This is a genomic window from Pseudomonas sp. PAMC 25886, assembly GCF_000242655.1.
In the GTDB taxonomy this organism is placed as follows: domain Bacteria; phylum Pseudomonadota; class Gammaproteobacteria; order Pseudomonadales; family Pseudomonadaceae; genus Aquipseudomonas.
This window is the reverse complement of the sequence record NZ_AHHC01000020.1, coordinates 78,186-98,382: the sequence shown is the minus strand read 5'-3', so window position 1 is coordinate 98,382 and position 20,197 is coordinate 78,186. Positions and strand designations below refer to the sequence as shown.

The window sequence follows — 20,197 nt, the reverse complement described above, 5'->3', positions numbered from 1 at the left end:
CTAACAAAGCCGCGATTGTAAGGATATTTGTCAGGGGATGTGTGTTGAAAGTGTAGGGCCCAAGGCTTGGGCCCAGACGGTAGGGATCAGAACAGCTTCAGCGGTTCTTCATTGAGCGCCGACAATTGCTCGCGCAACGCCAACACCTGGTCGCCCCAGTAACGCTCGCTGCCAAACCACGGGAAACTGTGGGGGAACGCCGGGTCGTCCCAGCGGCGTGCAAGCCAGGCGCTGTAGTGCATCAGGCGCAGGGCCCGCAGTGGTTCGATCAGGGCCAGTTCGCGCGGGTCGAAGTCATGGAATTCCTGGTAACCGTCCATCAATTCCGAGAGTTGTCCCAGGCATTCCTGGCGGTCGCCAGCGAGCATCATCCACAGGTCTTGTACGGCGGGGCCCATACGGCAATCGTCGAGGTCGACGATGTGGAACATCTCGTCGCGACACATCATGTTGCCGGGGTGGCAATCGCCGTGCATGCGGATGTTCTTGTGGGGCGTGGCCTTGTAGACCTCTTCCACACGCTTGAGCAGGTCGCGGGCCACGGACTCGTAGGCCGGCAGCAGGCTTTTGGGAATGAAATTTCCTTCCAGCAGGGTGTTCAGGGAATCGTGACCAAAATTCTTCACGCCCAGGGCTTCGCGGTGTTCGAAAGGGCGGGTGGAGCCGACCGCGTGCAGACGGCCGAGCAGTTGGCCGAGGCGATACAGTTGGTCGAGGTTGCCCGGCTCCGGCGCGCGGCCACCACGGCGCGGGAACAGGGTGAAGCGGAAACCGGCGTGTTCGAACAGGCTTTCGCCGTTGTGAATCATCGGTGCCACCACGGGCACTTCGCACTCGGCCAGCTCGAAGGTGAAGCTGTGTTCTTCGAGGATGGCTTCGTTGGTCCAGCGCTGGGGCCGGTAGAACTTGGCGATCAGGGGCTCGGCGTCTTCGATGCCGACCTGATAGACGCGGTTTTCGTAGCTGTTGAGCGCGAGGATGCGGGCGTCGCTGAGGAAACCGATGCTTTCGACTGCGTCGAGCACCAGGTCAGGGGTCAGTGTTTCAAACGGGTGTGCCATGCGAACTCCTGCGCGCAGCAGGGCGCCGCGTCCGGCCGGGTATGGTAACGCACCGGGGTCGAGATAGGTGGTGACTGTTAGTCCGCCATCGCGGGCAAGCCCGGCTCCCACAGGAGGACTCGGTCAACTGTGGGAGCCGGGCTTGCCCGCGATGGTGCCTTGTCAGGCGCCGACGATCCCGCCATCATCCCGACGAATCGCCATCACCGAAGACCGTGGCTTGCCATTCGGCAGGTGCTCCGGCCAGGTCGAGCCACCGGTTTCCCCTGGATGCTGAATCCCCACAAACAGGGTTTTCTGGTCTGGCGAGAAGCTGATCCCGGTCACCTCACAGGCCACCGGCCCTACCATGAACCGGCGAATTTCACCGGTCGCCGGGTCGGCGCAGAGCATTTGGTTGTTGCCCATGCCGGCAAAGTCGCCGCCGTTGCTGTAGTCGCCATCAGTGAGGATCCACAACCGCCCGGCCTTGTCGAAGCCCAGGCCGTCCGGGCTGTTGAACATGTTCTGCGGGTTGATGTTGGACGAGCCGCCCTTTGGCGTCCCGGCATGCACGGTCGGGTTGCCAGCCACCACAAACAAGTCCCAACTGAAATCCGGCGCGCCATGGTCGGAGGCAGAGGCCTTCCAGCGCAGGATCTGCCCGTAGACGTTTTTCTCCCGCGGGTTCGGGCCGCCCACCGGCTGCCCGTCTTCGCCGCGCTTGGCGTTGTTGGTCAGGGTGCAATACACCTGGCCGTCGGTAGGGCTGACCACGATCCATTCCGGGCGGTCCATGCGGGTGGCTTTCACCACGCTGGCGGCCAGGCGTGCGTGGATCAGCACTTCGGCCTGGCTGGCAAAGCCGGTGTTGGCGTCGATGCCGTTCTTTCCGTGGGTCAGTTCGACCCATTGGCCCTGGCCCTTGGGATGGTCGGCATTGCCGTCGCCCGCATCGAAGATCGCCACGTACAAGGTGCCGTGGTCTAGCAGGTCTTTGTTGGCCTTGGGGTTCTTGTGGTTGATCTTGTCGCGGCTGATGAACTTGTAGATGAACTCGCCGCGCTCGTCGTCGCCCATGTACACCACGGCGCGGCCGTCGCGGGTTTCAGCCAGGGCGGCGTTTTCGTGCTTGAAGCGGCCCAGGGCGGTGCGTTTGACAGGGGTGGATTGCGGGTCGAACGGGTCGATTTCTACCACCCAGCCATGACGGTTGAGTTCGTTGGGGTTCTTGGCCATGTCGAAGCGCGAGTCGTGCTGATGCCAGTTGATATCTTTGCTGGCGGCCACCACGCCGTAGCGTTTCTGCCCGGCGTCGAAGGTTTGTTGCGGGTTGCTGCTGCCGAAGCAGTCGGTGAAGTTTTCTTCGCAGGTGAGATAAGTGCCCCACGGAGTCTTGCCATTGGCGCAGTTCTGGAAAGTGCCGAGGACTTTTTTGCCGGTCTTGTCGGCGCTGGTTTTCAGCCAGGCATGGCCCGCGGCGGGGCCGCCGAAGCGGATCGGCGAGTTGCCGTGGATGCGCCGGTTGTAGCGCGAGTCCTGGACGAACTGCCAGGTGTCGCCTTTACGCCGTACTTCAATCACTGACACACCTTCGCTGGCCAGCGCCTTGCGCACGTCTTCGGCCGATTGTGGCGCGCCGCCGTGGGCGTAGAGGTAGCGGTAGTTGGTGTATTCGTTGTTGATCGCCATCAGCGCTCGGTTGTTGTCCCCGGGGAAGGCGAACAGGCTCATGCCGTCGTTGTTGTCGCCGAACTGCTGTTCCTGGGCCGTGGCAGTGCCGTTGCCGCTGGGGTCGAAGGCTGGCGCATTCTTGTGCAGTGGCTGGCCCCAACTGATCAGCACCGAAGCGCTGTAGCCGGGCGGCAACGTGATGGTGTCGCTGGTGGCTGCGGCGATGCTGGCGAAACCCAGCAACGGGCTGTTCGACGCGGCGTTGACCGCCAGGGCGCTGCGGGTCAGCAAGTTGCCGCCGAGGAACATCGCCGCACCGCAGAGGGCGCCGGCGCCGATAAAACGCCGGCGGGTGAGGCCGATCATCTGTTCCAGGTCGGTGGCTTGGTTTTCTTCTAATAGGCTCATTTCAGGCTCCCTGCGGGTTTTTGCAGCCACCTTAGGGAGCGGTCGTGACGAAATTGTTGCAGTTTGAAGCGTTACGCGGGGGTGCCCAGCAGCACATTGCTGGGGGAGAACTGCACCTTCACCTGCAGGCCTTCGGCGGCCTTGAGCTGTACGAGCGCGTCGGGCTGGGCCAGGGCGCATAAAACCTGGCCATTGGGCAGGGTGATACGGACCTCGCTGGGGCCATCATCGGCGTCGAGAATGGCCTCGATTTTTCCTTCCAGGCAATTGTGTCCAGGTGTTGCGGACTGCTTCGCGGCCAGCACTTCAAGCCAGCCGGCCTTGATCAGGGCGACGACTTCGGTGCCGGTCTCCAGTTCCAGGTGCAAGGTGCTGTCGTGGGTGATTTGCGCATCCAGGCTCAGGCCTGCGGCCAGTTCCAGGCGAATCAGGTCGTTGCGACCGTGGCTGTGAATCGCAATGACCTTGCCGTGCAACTGGTTGCGCGCGCTGGTGCGCAGCATCAGGCGGCCCAGCAGGTTGAAGTCGCTGGCGTCTTCGGCGGAATCCAGCACCTGGGCTTGCACCACCTGCAGGCGTTGGTAGAGGCGTAGTACCCGTTCACCTTCGGCCGTCAGCCTGGCGCCGCCGCCGCCCTTGCCGCCGACGCTGCGTTCCACCAAGGGCTTTTGCGCCAGGTTGTTCAACTCGTCGATGGCGTCCCACGCGGCCTTGTAGCTCAAGCCCGCGCTCTTCGCCGCGCGGGTGATGGAGCCTTGCTCGGCAATGTGTTGCAGCAGGGCAATACGCTGGGGACGGCGGACGATGTGTTGGCTCAGGAGGGTTGGCAGGGACATGGGCACACGCTTTGATGGAATGGGCAGACGTTGCGGGCAGGGCGCCTCGGAGTCAAGTCATGTGCCCGGCTTGGGCGTACGCGCCAGGCAATACACATCAACCTGCCGCGCGCCGGCGTCCATCAACAGCCGGGCGAGGCTGTTGGCGGTGGCGCCGGTGGTGAGTACGTCGTCGATCAGCGCCAGGTGCCGGCCTTTGACCAGGGCATTGTCCGCCAAGGCAAAGGCCTGGAGCAGGTTGCGCTGACGGGTCTTGGCGTCCAGGGCCTGTTGCGCCACGGTTTCATGAGGCCGTAACAGCAGGTGCTCATCGTAAGGGATGTTCAGGTCTTTGCTCAGCCAGCGTGCGAGCATCGCCGCCTGGTTGTAACCCCGTTGGCGCAGGCGTTTGCGGGCCAAGGGTACGGGCAGCAGGCAGTCGGGGCGCGCGAGGCCGGCATCGTCATACCGGTGTTGCAGGAATTGCCCCAGCAGGTGCGCAAGCAAATGGCCCAGCGGCCAGCGCGCCTGATGCTTGAAGCGGCTGATCAGGCTGTCGACGGGAAAGCTGTAGGCCCAGGGTGCAACCACCTGTTTAAACGCCGGCGGTCGCTTCAGGCATTGGCCGCACACCAGGCCCGCCATGGGTAACGGCAGTGCGCACACGTCGCACTGATCCATCAGCCACGGCAGCTCGGTTTCGCAGACGTTGCAGATGGAATGGGCGGTTTCGCTGTGCTCGTCGCAGACTAAACAGGGTTGGTTGCTTTTTAACCAGATGTAAACCTTGTGTTTGTTGTCGAGTTGACAGTGCATGAATCTTCCTTAAATATGCCGAGCATCCGTGTCGTGCCTGTGGGTATTACTCCCCGCAGGGCTTGCCAAAGCATAATCAAGGAATCGCCCATGAGCGCCAGTATCACTGCCAACCTGCGTCACGATTGGTCTTTAGCCGAAGTCAAAGCGCTGTTTGTCCAGCCCTTCAATGACCTGTTGTTCCAGGCGCAGACCGTGCACCGCGCGCATTTCGACGCCAACCGCGTCCAGGTTTCCACGCTGCTGTCGATCAAGACCGGTGCCTGCCCGGAAGATTGCAAATATTGTCCGCAGTCGGGCCACTACAACACGGGCCTGGAAAAAGAAAAGCTGATGGAAGTGCAGAAGGTCCTCGAAGAGGCCGCCCGCGCCAAGGCCATCGGTTCGACCCGTTTCTGCATGGGCGCCGCCTGGAAGCATCCGTCGGCCAAAGACATGCCCTACGTGCTGGAAATGGTCAAAGGCGTGAAAGCCATGGGCCTGGAAACCTGCATGACCCTCGGCCGTCTCGACCAGGACCAGACCGAAGCCCTGGCCCAGGCCGGCCTCGATTACTACAACCACAACCTCGACACCTCGCCGGAGTTCTACGGCTCGATCATCACCACCCGCACCTACAGCGAACGCCTGCAAACCCTGGCGTACGTGCGTGAATCGGGGATGAAGATCTGCTCGGGCGGCATCCTCGGCATGGGCGAGTCGCTGGACGACCGCGCCAACCTGCTGATCCAGCTGGCCAACCTGCCGGAGCATCCGGAATCGGTGCCGATCAACATGCTGGTGAAAGTCGCCGGTACCCCGCTGGAAAATGCCGACGACATCGACCCGTTCGACTTCATCCGCATGCTGGCGGTGGCGCGCATCCTGATGCCGCAGTCCCATGTGCGGCTGTCGGCCGGGCGTGAAGCGATGAACGAGCAGATGCAGGCCCTGGCGTTTTTTGCCGGCGCCAACTCGATTTTCTACGGCGATAAACTCCTGACCACCGCCAACCCGCAGGCGGACAAGGACATGCAGCTGTTCTCGCGCCTGGGCATCTTGCCGGAAGCCCGTGAAGAGCACGCCGATGAAGTGCACCAGGCGGCGATCGAGCAGGCGCTGGTGGAGCAAAAGAGCAGCGAGCAGTTCTACAACGCGGCTGTTTAAGCCATTTCTCCTGCCGACGTGCGATCCAGTGTGGGAGCTGGCTTGCCTGCGATAGCGGTCTATCAGACGCATTGATGCTGAATGTGCCGCCGTCATCGCAGGCAAGCCAGCTCCCACAGGGTTGACCGCGTTCGGTTTGCTTAATCGAGGTCTCATGTCTTTCGATCTCGCCGCGCGTCTTGCGGCCCGTCGTGCCGAACACCTGTATCGTCAACGTCCACTGCTGCAGAGCCCGCAAGGCCCTGAAGTGGTGGTCGATGGCCAGCCGTTGCTGGCGTTCTGCAACAACGACTACCTGGGCCTGGCCAATCACCCGCAAGTGATCGAAGCCTGGCGTGCGGGCGCGGCGCGCTGGGGTGTGGGCGGTGGCTCTTCGCACCTGGTGATTGGCCACAGTACGCCGCACCATGAACTGGAAGAAGCCCTGGCCGACCTCACCGGTCGCCCGCGAGCACTGCTGTTCACCACCGGTTACATGGCCAACCTCGGCGCCGTCACGGCGTTGGTGGGGCAGGGCGATACGGTGCTCGAAGACCGCCTTAACCACGCCTCGTTGCTGGATGCCGGTTTGCTCTCCGGGGCGCGCTTCAATCGATACCTGCACAACGACGCGGAAAGCCTGGGCAAGCGTCTGGAGAAAGCCACCGGCAATACGCTGGTGGTGACCGACGGCGTGTTCAGCATGGACGGCGATGTGGCCGACCTGCCGGCGCTGGCCCGTGAAGCCAGGGCCAAGGGCGCATGGCTGATGGTGGATGACGCCCATGGCTTCGGGCCTTTGGGCGCCAACGGTGGCGGGATCGTCGAGCATTTTGGCCTGAGCCAGGAGGACGTGCCGGTATTGGTGGGCACCCTGGGCAAGGCGTTTGGTACTGCCGGGGCGTTTGTGGCAGGCAGTGAGGAACTGGTCGAAAGCCTGATCCAGTTTGCCCGCCCGTATATCTACACCACCAGCCAACCGCCGGCGCTGGCCTGCGCCACGCTGAAAAGCCTGGAACTGCTGCGCACCGAGCATTGGCGGCGTGAGCATCTCAACGGGCTGATCCGCCAATTCCGCCTGGGCGCCGAGCAGATCGGCCTGGAGCTGATGGACAGTTTCACGCCGATCCAGCCGATCATGATTGGCGACAGTGCCCGTGCCGTGCGTTTGTCGCAGATGTTGCGCGAGCGTGGGCTGATGGTGACCGCGATCCGTCCACCGACTGTGCCCGCTGGCAGCGCGCGACTGCGGGTGACCCTGACAGCGGCCCACAGTGAGGCGCAGGTGCAGCTATTGTTAAGCGCATTGGAAGAGTGTTTCCGCTTGTTAGGCCAGGAGCCCGACCATGCGTGATCGACTGATATTGCTGCCCGGCTGGGGCCTCGGCGTTTCGCCGCTGGAGCCGTTGGCGGCGGCGTTGCAGGGGCTGGATGAACACTTGCAGGTGCAGATCGAACCGTTGCCGGACGTGGAGTCGGACGACCTTCAAGAGTGGCTCGATGAGCTGGATTCGACCTTGCCCCAAGACGTCTGGCTGGGTGGTTGGTCCCTCGGCGGCATGCTTGCTGCCGAGTTGGCCGCCCGGCGCGGTGATCATTGTTGCGGTTTGCTCACCTTTGCCAGCAACGCAAGCTTCGTGGCCTGGTCCCGCTGGGACCATGGCATGCACGAAGAGGATTTTATTGCGTTTCTTAACGGTTGCCGCCTTGATCCGGTTGCGACGTTAAAACGCTTCAGTCTGCTTTGCGCCCGGGGTTCCAGCGATCCTCGATCACTTGCTCGGCTATTGCTGGCGGGTGCCCCTAAAACCTCCGCGCAGACCTTGCTCAGTGGTCTGGAGCTGTTGGGCCGATTGGACACCCGTCAGGCGTTGGTCGACTTTCAAGGGCCGCAGTTGCATCTGTTTGCCGGGCTGGACGGGCTGGTTCCGGCTGAAGTGGCCAGTGAGTTGTTCGCCTTGTTGCCCGATGTTGAAATCGGCCTGATTGAACAGGCCGGTCACGCTTTTCTACTGGAGGACCCCCACGGTGTGGCGGGGGCCATCCAGGCTTTTTTGCATGAGTGCGGTGATGACTGATTTATCCCATCCTGCGCTGCCCGGCGGCTTGCCAGACAAGCGCCAGGTAGCGGCCTCCTTTTCTCGCGCAGCGGCCAGTTACGACAGCGTTGCCGAATTGCAACGCGCGGTGGGCAGCGAGCTGCTGCGGCGTCTGCCGGAAGGTATTTCGCCGCAACGCTGGCTGGACCTGGGCTGCGGCACGGGTTATTTCAGTCGCGTGCTGGGCCAGTCATTTCCGGACAGCCAAGGCGTGGCCCTGGACATTGCCGAAGGCATGCTCAACCACGCCAGGCCCTTGGGCGGCGCGCAGCACTTTATCGCTGGCGATGCCGAGCGCTTGCCCTTGCAGGACGCCAGCTGCGGGCTGATCTACTCCAGTTTGGCGGTGCAGTGGTGCTCGGATTTTGCAGCAGTGCTCAGCGAAGCGCGTCGTGTGTTGCAGCCCGGCGGTGTGCTGGCGTTTGCCAGCCTGTGCGTGGGTACGCTGGATGAGTTGCGCGAAAGCTGGCGCGCGGCGGATGGCATGGTTCACGTGAACCGCTTCCGGCCGTTCAGTGCTTATGAGCAGTTGTGCGCGGCCAGTGGCTTGCGGGTGCGTAGCCTGGAGCAGCGTCCCCATGTGCTGCATTACCCCGACGTGCGCAGCCTGACCCACGAATTGAAAGCCTTGGGTGCGCACAATTTGAACCCGGGGCGCCCCGGAGGCTTGACGGGCCGGGCGCGGATTGTTGCACTGGTGCAAGCCTACGAGCAGTTCCGCCAGGCCCAAGGCCTGCCGGCGACCTATCAAGTGGTGTACGCCGTCCTGGAGAAACCTCTATGAGTGCCGCTTACTTCATCACGGGGACCGACACCGACGTCGGCAAGACCACCGTCGCCGCCGGCCTGCTACATGCCGCACGGCAAGCCGGCAAGAGCACCGCGGCGGGCAAGCCGGTGGCCTCGGGCTGCCAGCTGACGCCCAAGGGCCTGCGCAATTCGGATGCCCTGGCGTTGCTGGCCGAGTGTTCGTTGCCCTTGACCTATGCCGAGGTCAACCCGGTGGCGTTCGAGCCGGCCATCGCACCGCATCTGGCGGCCCGCGAAGCCGGAGTGGCGCTGACGGTTCAATCGTTGTTGAAGCCCATGCAGCATATTCTCGCCAAGCAGGCCGACTTCACCCTGATTGAGGGCGCGGGCGGTTGGCGCGTGCCCTTGGCGGATCAGGACAACCTCTCGGACCTGGCCCAGGCGCTGAAGCTGCCGGTGATTCTGGTGGTGGGCGTGCGGCTGGGGTGTATCAGCCATGCGTTGCTGACCGCTGAAGCGATCGCCCGGGACGGTCTGCCGCTGGCAGGCTGGGTGGCGAATATCATCGACCCCAAGACCTCTCGTCTGGAAGAAAACCTCGCGACCCTGGCCGAGCGGCTGCCTGCGCCATGCCTGGGAAGGGTGCCGAAACTCAAGCATCCCGGCGCTGAAGCGGTGGCGGAGTACTTGCAACTGGACCTGCTTGACTAGTTTTGCCTATGGCTAAGGCATTATGCCATTAGTGTTTTTAACGGGCGTTTTGCCAGTAGGTCTGCTTCAATAATGGTTCACGATTCTCTTAAAGGCAGGTTCACGCCATGGAAATCTCTGGTAGCAGTGCGTTTTACTCGGGGCTGAGCGCGATTCAGACCGGGCAGAACCGTGTCGACCAGGCCGCCGGCAAGATCGCCAGCGCCGCCACTACCCAGCCTTCGGACGCACAAAATGATCGGCTGCGTTCGGTAGACGCCAATCAGGCAAGCAATTCGGCCAGCAATATGGTCGAGATGGCCCAAGGCAAGTTCCAGGTCGAGTTGGGCGCCAAAGTCGCGAAGGCTTCCGACGAAATGCTCGGCACGTTGATCGACACTTACGCATAACCCCCTCTTATCGTGCGAGCTGGCTTCTCTGTGGGAGCTGGCTTGCCTGCGATAGCGTCACCTCGATCCTCCTGATACACCGCGGCGCCTGCATCGCAGGCAAGCCAGCTCCCACATTGATCTTCACCGCTCAATAATCTTTTTTCACCCTGAATCGTCATGCGGCATTTCGCTGCAGGCCTTGCCGTGCCTGACGTTGACCCACGTCATGACAAACGGCATTTGCGCGACGCTTGACAAGGATTGGTCGTAAACGTATGTTTCAAACAACTGTTTGACCGCAATAACACATCCACGCGGTTGTTCATCCCAGATACATCAGCAGAGGTTTATCGCTATGCCTGACTACAAGGCCCCCTTGCGTGATATTCGCTTCGTTCGTGACGAACTGCTTGGCTATGAAGCGCACTATCAGAGCCTGCCGGCTTGCCAGGACGCTACCCCGGACATGGTTGACGCCATTCTGGAAGAAGGCGCCAAGTTCTGTGAGCAGGTACTGGCACCGCTGAACCGCGTGGGTGACATCGAAGGTTGCACCTGGAGCGAGTCAGGCGTTAAAACCCCTACCGGTTTCAAAGAAGCCTACAAACAATTCGTTGAAGGCGGCTGGCCGAGCCTGGCCCACGACGTGGCGCACGGTGGCCAAGGCCTGCCGGAGTCCCTCGGCCTGGCGGTCAGCGAAATGGTCGGCGAAGCCAACTGGTCGTGGGGCATGTACCCGGGCCTGTCCCATGGCGCGATGAACACCATTTCCGAGCACGGCACTCCCGAGCAGCAAGAGGCTTACCTGACCAAGCTGGTGTCGGGCGAGTGGACCGGCACCATGTGCCTGACCGAACCGCACTGCGGCACCGACCTAGGCATGCTGCGCACCAAGGCCGAACCTCAGGCTGACGGTTCCTACAAGGTTTCCGGCACCAAGATCTTCATCTCGGCCGGTGAACACGACATGGCCGACAACATCGTCCACATCGTGCTGGCCCGCCTGCCGGATGCACCGGCCGGCACCAAAGGCATTTCGCTGTTCATCGTTCCCAAGTTCGTCCCGAACGCAGACGGTTCGATTGGCGAGCGCAACGCGGTGTCCTGCGGTTCCCTGGAACACAAGATGGGCATCCACGGTAACGCCACTTGCGTGATGAACTTCGACGCGGCCACCGGTTTCCTGATCGGCCCGGCGAACAAAGGCCTGAACTGCATGTTCACCTTTATGAACACCGCTCGTTTGGGTACCGCGCTGCAAGGCTTGTCCCACGCTGAAATCGGCTTCCAGGGCGGCCTGAAATATGCCCGTGACCGCCTGCAAATGCGCTCCCTGACTGGCCCGAAAGCGCCGGACAAGGCAGCCGACCCGATCATCGTGCACCCGGACGTGCGCCGCATGCTGCTGACCATGAAAGCCTTCGCCGAAGGCAACCGCGCGATGGTGTACTTCACCGCCAAGCAGGTTGACGTGGTCAAGTACGGCACCGACGACGAAGCCAAGAAACAGGCTGACGCACTGCTGGCCTTCATGACCCCGATTGCCAAGGCGTTCATGACCGAAGTCGGTTTTGAAGCCGCCAACCACGGCGTGCAAATCTACGGCGGCCACGGCTTCATCGCCGAGTGGGGCATGGAGCAGAACGTTCGCGACAGCCGCATTTCGATGCTGTACGAAGGCACCACCGGCATCCAGGCCCTCGACCTGCTGGGCCGTAAAGTGCTGATGACCCAAGGCGAAGCGCTGAAGGGCTTCACCAAGATCGTGCACAAGTTCTGCCAGGCTAACGAAGGCAACGAAGCCGTACAGGAATTCGTTGCACCGCTGGCTGCACTGAACAAAGAGTGGGGCGAGTTGACCATGAAGGTCGGCATGGCAGCCATGAAAGACCGCGAAGAAGTCGGTGCCGCCTCGGTGGATTACCTGATGTACTCCGGCTACGCGTGCCTGGCTTACTTCTGGGCCGACATGGCCCGCCTGGCTGCCGAGAAACTGGCTGCCGGCACCACCGAAGAAGGCTTCTACACCGCCAAGCTGCAGACTGCGCGCTTCTACTTCCAGCGCATCCTGCCGCGTACCCGCACCCACGTTGCAACCATGCTGTCGGGCGCCAACAACCTGATGGACATGAAAGAAGAGAACTTCGACCTGGGCTACTAAGCCTCGGCGGGTTCATTTCAAAAAGCCGCCGCTCCTTCGGGAGCGGCGGTTTTTTTTGCGCGATAAAAAACCACAGCGCAGCACTCAGGGATTGCGCCGTGCGGCCGTTAAAGTGATGGCAATGTGATACGCATCACATTGAATGTGCTTAACTGTGATCAGTGAAGGCACTGTGCCATCTTTTTAGTGGGTCGGAGCTTTACCCTTGTCGCGCGCGTCCGCTGTACGTTTCAGTCATTTTTTACCTTCACTGCTATTACTGCTGGCGGGGCTCTCGGCTGCGTACGTGAAGGATCTCAATGTGTTCTTCACTTCACTGTTCAACGTACTGCCGACCCTGGTGTTGCTGCTGGGCGGCTCGTACTGCGCGGTCTACCGTCGCCAGCGCGAGCTGTTCCTGATGATCACGGTGTACGTCATCTATTTCCTGCTGGACACCCAGACTGATTACTACCGTGACAATGGCCGGGTCCGGGAAGACGCGGCGGTGGTCTTCCATCTGTGCTGCCTGTTGCTGCCACTGCTGTTCGGCATCTATGCGGTGTGGCAGGAAAAAACCCACCTGTTTCGCGACTTCGTCGCACGTTGCGCGGTGTTGCTCGCGGTTGGCAGCGTGGCGCTGGCCCTTGAGCAAAGTTTCCCCCACGCCTTGTTGAACTGGTTGGCCGAGATTCGCTGGCCCGCCTTGCATGGCCGCTGGATGAGCCTGATCCAGTTGTCCTACCCGATGTTCCTGATTGGTTTTGTCACCCTGGCCGCGCAGTACTGGTACCAGCCAAGGCCGCTGCACGCCGCGCAACTGGTGGGCTTGATCGGGTTGTTCTGGATGTTGCCGCAGACTTTCATCCTGCCGTTCACGCTGAATATCATGTGCAGCCAGGTGATGCTGATGATTGCCGCCGGGGTGGCGCACGAGGCGTATCAAATGGCCTTCCGTGACGAGCTGACCGGGCTGCCGGGGCGCCGCGCGCTCAATGAGCGTATGCAGCGCCTGGGGCGCAACTATGTGCTGGCCATGGGCGACGTCGATCACTTCAAACGCTTCAACGACACCCATGGCCACGACGTGGGCGACCAGGTATTGCGCCTGGTCGCCAGCAAGCTGTCGAAGGTCAACGGCGGCGGCCGCGCCTACCGGTATGGCGGTGAAGAGTTTGCGGTGGTGTTCGCCGGCAAGACCCTCGATGAATGCCTGCCGCACCTGGAAGAGATTCGCGAAATCATCGCCAACTACGACATCAAGCTGCGTAACCCGGACCGTCCCCACGACGACCAGCAGGGTCGCCAGCGTCGTGCTGGCAGTGGCGCGTCGAGCGTGTCGGTGACCGTCAGCATCGGCGTGGCCGAGCGCCAGGCTGAGCAGCGTACGCCCGAAGAAGTGCTCAAATCCGCCGACCAGGCGCTGTACAGCGCCAAGGGCGCCGGGCGTAATTGCGTGGTGGCCGCAGGGCAAAGTCGCCGGGGCGCGGTGCGCATGGGCGGCGCTGCCGGTTGAGTGATGGTGCTGTATTCAGCGGCCCTACAGTGATTGTCCGGCAGGCCGTGCGGCAGTAGGTTGAAGGTATCTGCTGCCGGAGACATTGCCATGCCTGACTATAAAGCTCCCCTGCGCGACATGCGCTTTCTGATCGATCACGTCTTTGATTTCCATGGCCACTACGCGGCGCTGGGGGCGAACGATGCCAGCCCTGACATGGTGGGCGCGATCCTCGAAGAAGGCGCGAAATTCTGCGAAAACGTGCTGTCGCCGTTGAACCGCTCCGGCGATGAAGAAGGCTGCCATTTCGACAACGGTGTGGTGACCACGCCGAAAGGCTTCAAGGAAGCCTTCGCCCAGTACGTAGAAGGCGGCTGGCACGGTTTGGCGGCAGACCCGGCCTACGGCGGGCAAGGCTTGCCGATGTCCCTCGGGCTGGTGCTTGCCGAGATGATCGCCTCCAGCAACACCTCCTGGGGCATGTACCCCGGCCTGACTCACGGTGCGATGTCGGCGATCCACGCCCACGGCACTGACGAGCAGAAAAACACGTACCTGAGCAAACTCACCGCAGGCCAGTGGACCGGCACCATGTGCCTGACCGAAGCCCATTGCGGCACCGACCTGGGGCTGATCAAGACCCGCGCCGTGCCTCAGGCAGACGGCAGCTACGCGGTCACCGGCAGCAAGATTTTCATCTCGGCCGGCGAGCACGACATGAGTGAAAACATCATCCACCTGGTGTTGGCCAAGCTGCCGGACGCACCGGCCGGGACCAAGGGTATCTCGCTGTTTATCGTGCCCAAGTTCCACGCCGATTCGGGTGAGCGCAACGGTGTGAGCTGTGGCTCCATCGAGCACAAGATGGGCATCAAGGCTTCGGCCACCTGCGTGCTGAACTTCGATGGCGCCCGGGGTTTCCTGATTGGTGAGGCGAACAAGGGTCTCAACTGCATGTTCACCATGATGAACCATGCACGCCTGGGTACCGGGATGCAGGGCCTTTGCCTGGGTGAAGCCAGCTTCCAGGGCGCGATCAAGTACGCCAACGATCGCTTGCAGATGCGCTCGCTGACTGGCGCCAAGGCTCCGGAAAAAGCCGCCGACCCGATCATCGTCCACCCGGATGTGCGGCGCATGTTGCTCACCATGAAAGCCTTCAACGAAGGCAACCGGGCGTTGACCTATTTCACCGCACAGTTGCTCGATACCGCGCACCTGAGTGCTGACGAGGGCCAGCGCCAGGAGGCTGAAGACTTGTTGGCGTTTCTCACGCCGATCTGCAAGGCCTTCATGACCGAAACCGGGCTGGAGGTGACCAACCACGGCATGCAAGTGTTCGGCGGCCATGGCTTTATTCGTGAATGGGGCATGGAGCAGCTGGTTCGCGATTGCCGGATTGCGCCGATCTATGAAGGCACCAACGGTATCCAGGCGTTGGATTTGCTCGGGCGCAAGGTGCTCGGCAGCCAGGGCAAGCTGCTGCGGGGCTTTACCAAAGTCGTCCACAAGTTCTGTGCAGCCAATGCGGAGCATCCGCAACTCAAGGCCCATGTGGCGCAGCTCAACCAGTTGAATCAGCAGTGGGGCGAGCTGACGGTCAAGGTGGGCATGGCGGCGATGAAAAACCCCGATGAAGTCGGCGCCGCCGCTCTGGATTACTTGATGTACAGCGGCTACATCATCCTCGCCTACCTGTGGCTGCGCATGGCACTGGTGGCACAAGAGCAGTTGGACAGCAGCAGCGGTGATGCCGATTACCATCGGGGCAAACTGGCCACGTGCGAGTTCTACTTCAAGCGCCTGTTGCCACGCACGGCCGCCCATCGGGCGGCGGTAGAGGCGGGCAGTGAGTGTCTGATGAGTCTGCCGGCGGAGCTGTTTGCACTTTAGTGACCGTAAAATACTTGTTGGTCACAAGCAGACCCTATGTGTCACAAAAGTTGTTCGGTTACACTCGGGGTCTGTAAAACTGACACCACCCGAATCACTTTTAAGTTCTCACGAGGTTTGCCATGGCTGACTACAAAGCGCCGCTGCGCGATATGCGCTTCGTCCTCAACGAAGTTTTCGAGGTCGCCAAACTCTGGGCCCAACTGCCCGCGCTGGCAGAGACCGTCGACGCCGAGACCGTTGAGGCAATCCTCGAAGAAGCCGGCAAAGTCACCTCCAAGACCGTCGCCCCGCTCAGCCGCGGCGGCGACGAAGAAGGCTGCCGCTGGGAGAATGGCGCAGTCTTCACCCCGGCCGGCTTCAAGGACGCCTACAAAACCTACGCCGAAGGCGGTTGGGTGGGCGTGGGCGGCGACCCAACCTACGGCGGCATGGGCATGCCCAAGGCGGTGTCGGCCCAGGTTGAAGAGATGATCAACTCCTCGGGCCTGGCCTTCGGCCTGTACCCGATGCTGACCTCCGGCGCCTGCGTGTCGATCAACACCCACGCCAGCGAAGAACTCAAAGCCACTTACCTGCCGAATATGTACTCCGGCGTGTGGGCCGGTTCCATGTGCCTGACCGAGCCGCATGCGGGCACTGACCTGGGGATTATTCGGACCAAGGCCGAGCCTCAGGCGGACGGTTCCTACAAGGTCAGCGGGACCAAGATCTTCATCACCGGTGGCGAGCACGACCTCACTGACAACATCATCCATCTGGTGCTGGCCAAGCTGCCGGACGCACCGGCGGGTCCCAAGGGGATCTCGCTGTTCCTGGTGCCCAAGTTCATGGTGAATGCCGATGGCAGCCTGGGCGCGCGCAACCCGGTGACCTGTGGCTCCATCGAGCACAAGATGGGCATCCAGGCGTCCGCGACCTGCGTGATGAACTTCGACGAAGCCGTGGGCTACCTGGTGGGCGAACCCAACCGTGGCCTGGCGGCGATGTTCACCATGATGAACTATGAGCGTCTGGGCGTCGGCATTCAGGGCCTGGCCTCCGGCGAGCGCTCTTATCAGAACGCTATCGAATATGCCCGCGACCGCCTGCAAAGCCGTTCGCCAACCGGTCCGAAGGCCAAGGACAAGGTCGCCGACCCGATCATCGTCCACCCGGACGTGCGTCGCATGCTGCTGACCATGAAAGCCTCGAACGAAGGTGGCCGCGCATTCTCCACCTACGTCGCGATGCAGTTGGATACCGCCAAGTTCAGTGAAGACGCCACCGCCCGCAAACGTGCGGACGACCTGGTGGCCTTGCTGACCCCGGTGGCGAAGGCGTTCCTGACCGACCTGGGCCTGGAAACCACCGTGCACGGCCAGCAGATTTTCGGCGGCCACGGCTACATTCGCGAATGGGGCCAGGAGCAACTGGTACGCGATGTACGCATCACCCAGATCTACGAAGGCACCAACGGCATTCAGGCCCTGGACCTGGTAGGCCGCAAGATCGTCGGCAGCGGCGGGGCGTTCTACAAGTTATTCGCCGACGAGATTCGCCATTTCACCGGCACGGCCGGTGCCGAACTGGCCGAGTTCACCAAACCGCTGAACGCGGCGGTGGATGACCTGGACGAACTGACCGCCTGGTTGCTGGATCGCGCCAAGTCGAACCCGAATGAAATCGGTGCGGCGTCGGTGGAGTACCTGCACGCCTTCGGCTACATGGCATACGCCTACATGTGGGCGCTGATGGCCAAGGCGGCCTTGGGCAAAGAAGCTCAGGAAGATTTCTACGCCAGCAAACTGGGCACCGCGCGGTTCTACTTTGCCCGCCTGCTGCCGCGGATCGCGTCCCTCAGTGCTTCGGTAAAAGCCGGTAGCGAATCGCTGTTTTTGCTGGATGAAGGCCAGTTCTAAGGGCTTGGAGGGCGTGTAAGCATTCTCTTACATGACGTGCTGCTATTCGTCCTCTATCGCCATATTGGATCCACGGATAATCTACTTCACATGGACGTCGCGCAGGAAGCGCAAAGCAACAACACGGACACGTAGGATTCTGCCAGGAAGGCGGAGTGAAATGGATGTCAGGGAAACAGTCTGCAAAGCCCCGCTTCGGCGGGGTTTTCTTTTGCCTGCGAAAAAGTCAGACAGGCGCGTTCATCACGTCTTCCAGCAGCGTGCGCAACAACTCCAGCGTCGCCTGCTGACGCTGCACATCCCGGCACACCAACCCGACTTTCAACGGCACCCGTGGTTCGCTCAACGGTTTCCACAGCAACCCCTTGCTGTTGTGTTCGTCCTGGGAGCGTCCGGGCAGCACTGTCGCCAGCTTGGTGTGGGGCAGGCTGTCGAGAATCCCCACCATCGTATTCAACTCTGCCTGCACTTGCGGGCGTCGACCCAGGTTGGCCAGTTGGCCTTGCCATATCTGCCGCACCTGAAACTCTTCCCCGAGCAGTAACATCGGCAACTCGGCGGCCTGCTTCAAGGAGACTTTCTTGAATTCCCGCAGCGGGTGGTCGGACGGGATGACCACTTTCAGTTCATCTTCATACAGCAGCACGCCGTGTAATCCCGGCTGGCGCGGCGGCAGGTAGCTGATGCCGATATCCAGCGAGCCATTGAGCAGCCGGCGTTCGATTTCCATACCGGTCAATTCGTAGATCTGCACCACCAGGTGCGGCTGCGCCTTGCGCACCCGCTCGAGCATCTGCGGCACCAGGCTGGTGTGCACGGTTTGCAGCACGCCGATCGCCAGGGTGCGCAACGCCTGGCCCTTGAAGTTGCGCAGCGCTTCCACGGCATGCTGCATGCCGTCGAGCAGGGGCAGGGCATGGTTGTACAACGTGTGGGCGGCGAGGGTCGGCAGCAGGCGCTTGCTGCTGCGTTCGAACAGGCTCACATCGAGGTTCTGTTCGAGCTGGCGAATCTGCTGCGACAAAGCCGGCTGGGAGATCGACAGGCGCTCTGCAGCCCGCCCCACGTGGCCTTCTTCATACACCGCGACGAAATAACGCAGTTGCTTGAAATCCATAAGTAACGCTTATCGAAAAAGCTGGAAAATCGAAATGGCCGAGTGCCCCCGAGACGCCTAGTCTAGCGCCTATTCACAGGGCTTACAGGGCCGGAAAGCGCGATGAGTAGTGTTTATGTTGACGGTGTTTGCATAGGCAGGGCAAAAAACCTCAGCCATGGGTTGAGCGGCAGTACCGACCAAGGTGCGATTGCCAGCGGGGTTCATTCATGAACCTGTTCAACCTGCGTCGCCCGGTCCCCAGTCTGGATGATCTGATTCTCGACGCGAAAACCCCGACACTGCGCGACGACCTTTCCAGCGATTGTTTGATGCCCAGCGTGACGCGTCCGCCCCAAGTGTTTATACGCGGCCAGGGTTCCTGGCTGTGGGACAGCGAAGACCGTGCCTACCTCGATTTCAATCAGGGCGGCGGCGCCAACAGCCTGGGTCACAGCCCGCAAGTATTGACCAAGGCGCTAGCCGATCAGGCCCAGTCGCTGATTAATCCTGGTAACGGCCTGCACAACCGCGCTCAACTGAACCTCGCCGACCGCCTATGCCATCGCACCGGCAGCGACCAGGCCTACCTGCTCAACAGCGGTGCCGAAGCCTGCGAAGCGGCGATCAAGCTGGCGCGCAAATGGGGTCAGCTCCATCGCGGCGGCGCCTATCGCATCATCACCGCCAGCAACGGTTGCCATGGTCGCAGTTTTGCCGCGATGTCGGCCTCGGCGGCCGCCAGTGAAAACCGCTTCGAGCCGCAGTTGCCAGGCTTCAGTCACGTGCCGTTCAACGACCTGCCGGCGCTGCATGCAGCGGTCGACGCGCAAACCGTGGCAATCATGTTGGAACCGATCCAGAACGATGCCGGCGTGATCCCCGCGACCGAGCATTACCTCAAGGGCGTCGAGCGCCTGTGCCGCGAGCTGGGGATCCTGCTGATCCTCGATGAAGTGCAAACCGGCACCGGCCGTTGTGGCACTTTACTCGCCGAACAGCACTATGGCGTCCGCGCCGACATCATCACCCTGGGCAAAGGCCTGGGTGGTGGTGTGCCATTGGCGGCGTTGCTGGCGCGGGGCAAGGCGTGTTGTTTTGAACTCGGTGAGCTGGAAGGCACCCACCACGGCAACGCGCTGATGGCATCTGCTGGCGTGGCGGTGCTCGATACGGTGCTGAACCACGGATTTCTTGAACACCTATGCGACGTCGGTGCCTACCTGGGCGAAGGGCTGGCACGCCTGGCGCATCGTTATGGCCAGGGCGAATTGCGCGGCCAGGGCCTGCTATGGGGACTGACCCTGTCGGAAGACTCGGCAGATGCAGTGGTAAAGGCAGCGCTGAGTGAAGGTCTGATCCTGGGCGCGCCGCAACCCGACTGCCTGCGCTTCACCCCGGCGCTCACGCTGAGCAAAAGCAACGTCGACGAAATGCTCCTGCGCCTGGCCCGGGCCTTTTCCCGGGTGCGCACCGCGCAGCTGCAATGCCGCAAGGGCATTGCCGTTTAACCCCGTATTTCCTGAACCGTCTCGCGGTATACGCGGCGCCTCCAGCCTGATTCTTTTGGCTGGGGGCGTTTTTTTGTTTGCTGATTAGAGGATGGCCTCGTGCCAGATCCCACTGAACCCTCACGAACGCCCAAGGTCGATTAGCTTGTACGGCTCACACGAGCCGATTTTCAGGAGCTAAACCCATGGATATCATTCGCATCATCATCGCCATTCTGCTGCCGCCACTGGGTGTGTTCCTGCAAGTGGGTTTCGCTGGCGCGTTCTGGCTGAATATTCTGCTGACCTTGTGCGGTTACATTCCGGGCATCGTGCACGCCGTGTATATCATCGCCAAACGTTAACAGGC

17 protein-coding genes are annotated in these 20,197 nt (G+C 61.7%); 12 read left to right on the top strand and 5 right to left on the bottom strand.

The window, feature by feature from the left end:
- Positions 1-86 precede the first annotated feature (86 nt).
- The 4 genes from MUM_RS0104385 to MUM_RS0104370 form a co-directional block, all read right to left on the bottom strand.
- Entirely contained in the window at positions 87-1,061 is a 975-nt protein-coding gene (locus MUM_RS0104385) for a serine/threonine protein kinase (protein ID WP_010167439.1), read from the bottom strand.
- A 162-nt stretch (positions 1,062-1,223) separates the two neighbouring features.
- Positions 1,224-3,122 carry a PhoX family protein gene (locus tag MUM_RS0104380; RefSeq protein ID WP_010167437.1) on the bottom strand — a complete coding sequence of 633 codons (1,899 nt, stop codon included), beginning with the start codon at positions 3,120-3,122 and terminating at the stop codon, positions 1,224-1,226.
- 71 nt (positions 3,123-3,193) lie between these two features.
- A complete protein-coding gene (locus MUM_RS0104375; RefSeq protein WP_010167435.1) occupies positions 3,194-3,958 on the bottom strand; it encodes a TOBE domain-containing protein in 765 nt (254 codons plus the stop codon).
- A gap of 57 nt (positions 3,959-4,015) precedes the next feature.
- Positions 4,016-4,753 (bottom strand): ComF family protein, encoded by a 738-nt coding sequence (locus tag MUM_RS0104370; RefSeq protein ID WP_010167433.1) that lies wholly within the window; start codon positions 4,751-4,753, stop codon positions 4,016-4,018.
- 90 nt (positions 4,754-4,843) lie between these two features.
- Between MUM_RS0104370 and bioB the strand changes: the two genes are divergently transcribed.
- The 10 genes from bioB to MUM_RS0104320 all read left to right on the top strand — a co-directional run bounded on the left by bioB (position 4,844) and on the right by MUM_RS0104320 (position 17,241).
- Positions 4,844-5,899 carry a biotin synthase BioB gene (gene bioB, locus MUM_RS0104365; protein ID WP_010167432.1) on the top strand — a complete coding sequence of 352 codons (1,056 nt, stop codon included), beginning with the start codon at positions 4,844-4,846 and terminating at the stop codon, positions 5,897-5,899.
- Between the two features lie 154 nt (positions 5,900-6,053).
- Positions 6,054-7,232, top strand: a complete 1,179-nt coding sequence (gene bioF, locus MUM_RS0104360) for an 8-amino-7-oxononanoate synthase (RefSeq protein WP_010167431.1) — start codon at positions 6,054-6,056, stop codon at positions 7,230-7,232.
- Entirely contained in the window at positions 7,225-7,956 is a 732-nt protein-coding gene (locus MUM_RS0104355) for an alpha/beta fold hydrolase (protein WP_003211068.1), read from the top strand. The genes bioF and MUM_RS0104355 overlap by 8 nt, the downstream gene beginning before the upstream one ends.
- Complete coding sequence (gene bioC / locus MUM_RS0104350) at positions 7,949-8,761, top strand: malonyl-ACP O-methyltransferase BioC (protein WP_010167430.1); 813 nt, start codon at positions 7,949-7,951, stop codon at positions 8,759-8,761. The genes MUM_RS0104355 and bioC overlap by 8 nt, the downstream gene beginning before the upstream one ends.
- Complete coding sequence (bioD, locus tag MUM_RS0104345; RefSeq protein ID WP_010167429.1) at positions 8,758-9,438, top strand: dethiobiotin synthase; 681 nt, start codon at positions 8,758-8,760, stop codon at positions 9,436-9,438. Before bioC ends, bioD begins: the two co-directional genes overlap by 4 nt.
- Positions 9,439-9,545: 107 nt before the next feature.
- Positions 9,546-9,827: a hypothetical protein gene (locus MUM_RS0104340; protein WP_010167428.1), complete on the top strand. Its 282-nt coding sequence runs from the start codon at positions 9,546-9,548 to the stop codon at positions 9,825-9,827.
- Positions 9,828-10,164: 337 nt separating this feature from the next.
- A complete protein-coding gene (locus MUM_RS0104335; RefSeq protein ID WP_008434376.1) occupies positions 10,165-11,970 on the top strand; it encodes a phenylacyl-CoA dehydrogenase in 1,806 nt (601 codons plus the stop codon).
- Between the two features lie 205 nt (positions 11,971-12,175).
- Positions 12,176-13,465: a GGDEF domain-containing protein gene (locus MUM_RS0104330; protein WP_029615777.1), complete on the top strand. Its 1,290-nt coding sequence runs from the start codon at positions 12,176-12,178 to the stop codon at positions 13,463-13,465.
- 90 nt (positions 13,466-13,555) lie between these two features.
- Positions 13,556-15,340, top strand: coding sequence for an acyl-CoA dehydrogenase C-terminal domain-containing protein (locus tag MUM_RS0104325; RefSeq protein ID WP_010167423.1), 1,785 nt, complete (start codon positions 13,556-13,558; stop codon positions 15,338-15,340).
- A 122-nt stretch (positions 15,341-15,462) separates the two neighbouring features.
- A complete protein-coding gene (locus MUM_RS0104320) occupies positions 15,463-17,241 on the top strand; it encodes an acyl-CoA dehydrogenase C-terminal domain-containing protein (protein ID WP_010167421.1) in 1,779 nt (592 codons plus the stop codon).
- Positions 17,242-17,467: 226 nt separating this feature from the next.
- Here the strand turns inward: MUM_RS0104320 and MUM_RS0104315 are convergent, their stop codons facing one another.
- Positions 17,468-18,358: a LysR family transcriptional regulator gene (locus tag MUM_RS0104315; RefSeq protein WP_010167419.1), complete on the bottom strand. Its 891-nt coding sequence runs from the start codon at positions 18,356-18,358 to the stop codon at positions 17,468-17,470.
- Between the two features lie 209 nt (positions 18,359-18,567).
- Here MUM_RS0104315 and MUM_RS0104310 point away from each other — a divergent pair, with 209 nt between their 5' ends.
- Positions 18,568-19,848, top strand: coding sequence for an aspartate aminotransferase family protein (locus MUM_RS0104310; protein ID WP_010167418.1), 1,281 nt, complete (start codon positions 18,568-18,570; stop codon positions 19,846-19,848).
- 185 nt (positions 19,849-20,033) lie between these two features.
- On the top strand, positions 20,034-20,192 hold the full coding sequence (locus MUM_RS1000000133010) for a YqaE/Pmp3 family membrane protein (RefSeq protein WP_003211049.1): 159 nt from the start codon (positions 20,034-20,036) through the stop codon (positions 20,190-20,192).
- The last annotated feature ends 5 nt before the right edge of the window (positions 20,193-20,197 follow it).

Excerpts from the sequence above, each read along its gene's own strand:
- MUM_RS0104385 (WP_010167439.1), bottom strand. The coding sequence starts at position 1,061 with ATGGCACACCCGTTTGAAACACTGACCCCTGACCTGGTGCTCGACGCA.
- MUM_RS0104380 (WP_010167437.1), bottom strand. The coding sequence starts at position 3,122 with ATGAGCCTATTAGAAGAAAACCAAGCCACCGACCTGGAACAGATGATC.
- MUM_RS0104375 (WP_010167435.1), bottom strand. The coding sequence starts at position 3,958 with ATGTCCCTGCCAACCCTCCTGAGCCAACACATCGTCCGCCGTCCCCAG.
- MUM_RS0104370 (WP_010167433.1), bottom strand. The coding sequence starts at position 4,753 with ATGCACTGTCAACTCGACAACAAACACAAGGTTTACATCTGGTTAAAA.
- bioB (WP_010167432.1), top strand. The coding sequence starts at position 4,844 with ATGAGCGCCAGTATCACTGCCAACCTGCGTCACGATTGGTCTTTAGCC.
- bioF (WP_010167431.1), top strand. The coding sequence starts at position 6,054 with ATGTCTTTCGATCTCGCCGCGCGTCTTGCGGCCCGTCGTGCCGAACAC.
- MUM_RS0104355 (WP_003211068.1), top strand. The coding sequence starts at position 7,225 with ATGCGTGATCGACTGATATTGCTGCCCGGCTGGGGCCTCGGCGTTTCG.
- bioC (WP_010167430.1), top strand. The coding sequence starts at position 7,949 with ATGACTGATTTATCCCATCCTGCGCTGCCCGGCGGCTTGCCAGACAAG.
- bioD (WP_010167429.1), top strand. The coding sequence starts at position 8,758 with ATGAGTGCCGCTTACTTCATCACGGGGACCGACACCGACGTCGGCAAG.
- MUM_RS0104340 (WP_010167428.1), top strand. The coding sequence starts at position 9,546 with ATGGAAATCTCTGGTAGCAGTGCGTTTTACTCGGGGCTGAGCGCGATT.
- MUM_RS0104335 (WP_008434376.1), top strand. The coding sequence starts at position 10,165 with ATGCCTGACTACAAGGCCCCCTTGCGTGATATTCGCTTCGTTCGTGAC.
- MUM_RS0104325 (WP_010167423.1), top strand. The coding sequence starts at position 13,556 with ATGCCTGACTATAAAGCTCCCCTGCGCGACATGCGCTTTCTGATCGAT.
- MUM_RS0104320 (WP_010167421.1), top strand. The coding sequence starts at position 15,463 with ATGGCTGACTACAAAGCGCCGCTGCGCGATATGCGCTTCGTCCTCAAC.
- MUM_RS0104315 (WP_010167419.1), bottom strand. The coding sequence starts at position 18,358 with ATGGATTTCAAGCAACTGCGTTATTTCGTCGCGGTGTATGAAGAAGGC.
- MUM_RS0104310 (WP_010167418.1), top strand. The coding sequence starts at position 18,568 with ATGAACCTGTTCAACCTGCGTCGCCCGGTCCCCAGTCTGGATGATCTG.
- MUM_RS1000000133010 (WP_003211049.1), top strand. The coding sequence starts at position 20,034 with ATGGATATCATTCGCATCATCATCGCCATTCTGCTGCCGCCACTGGGT.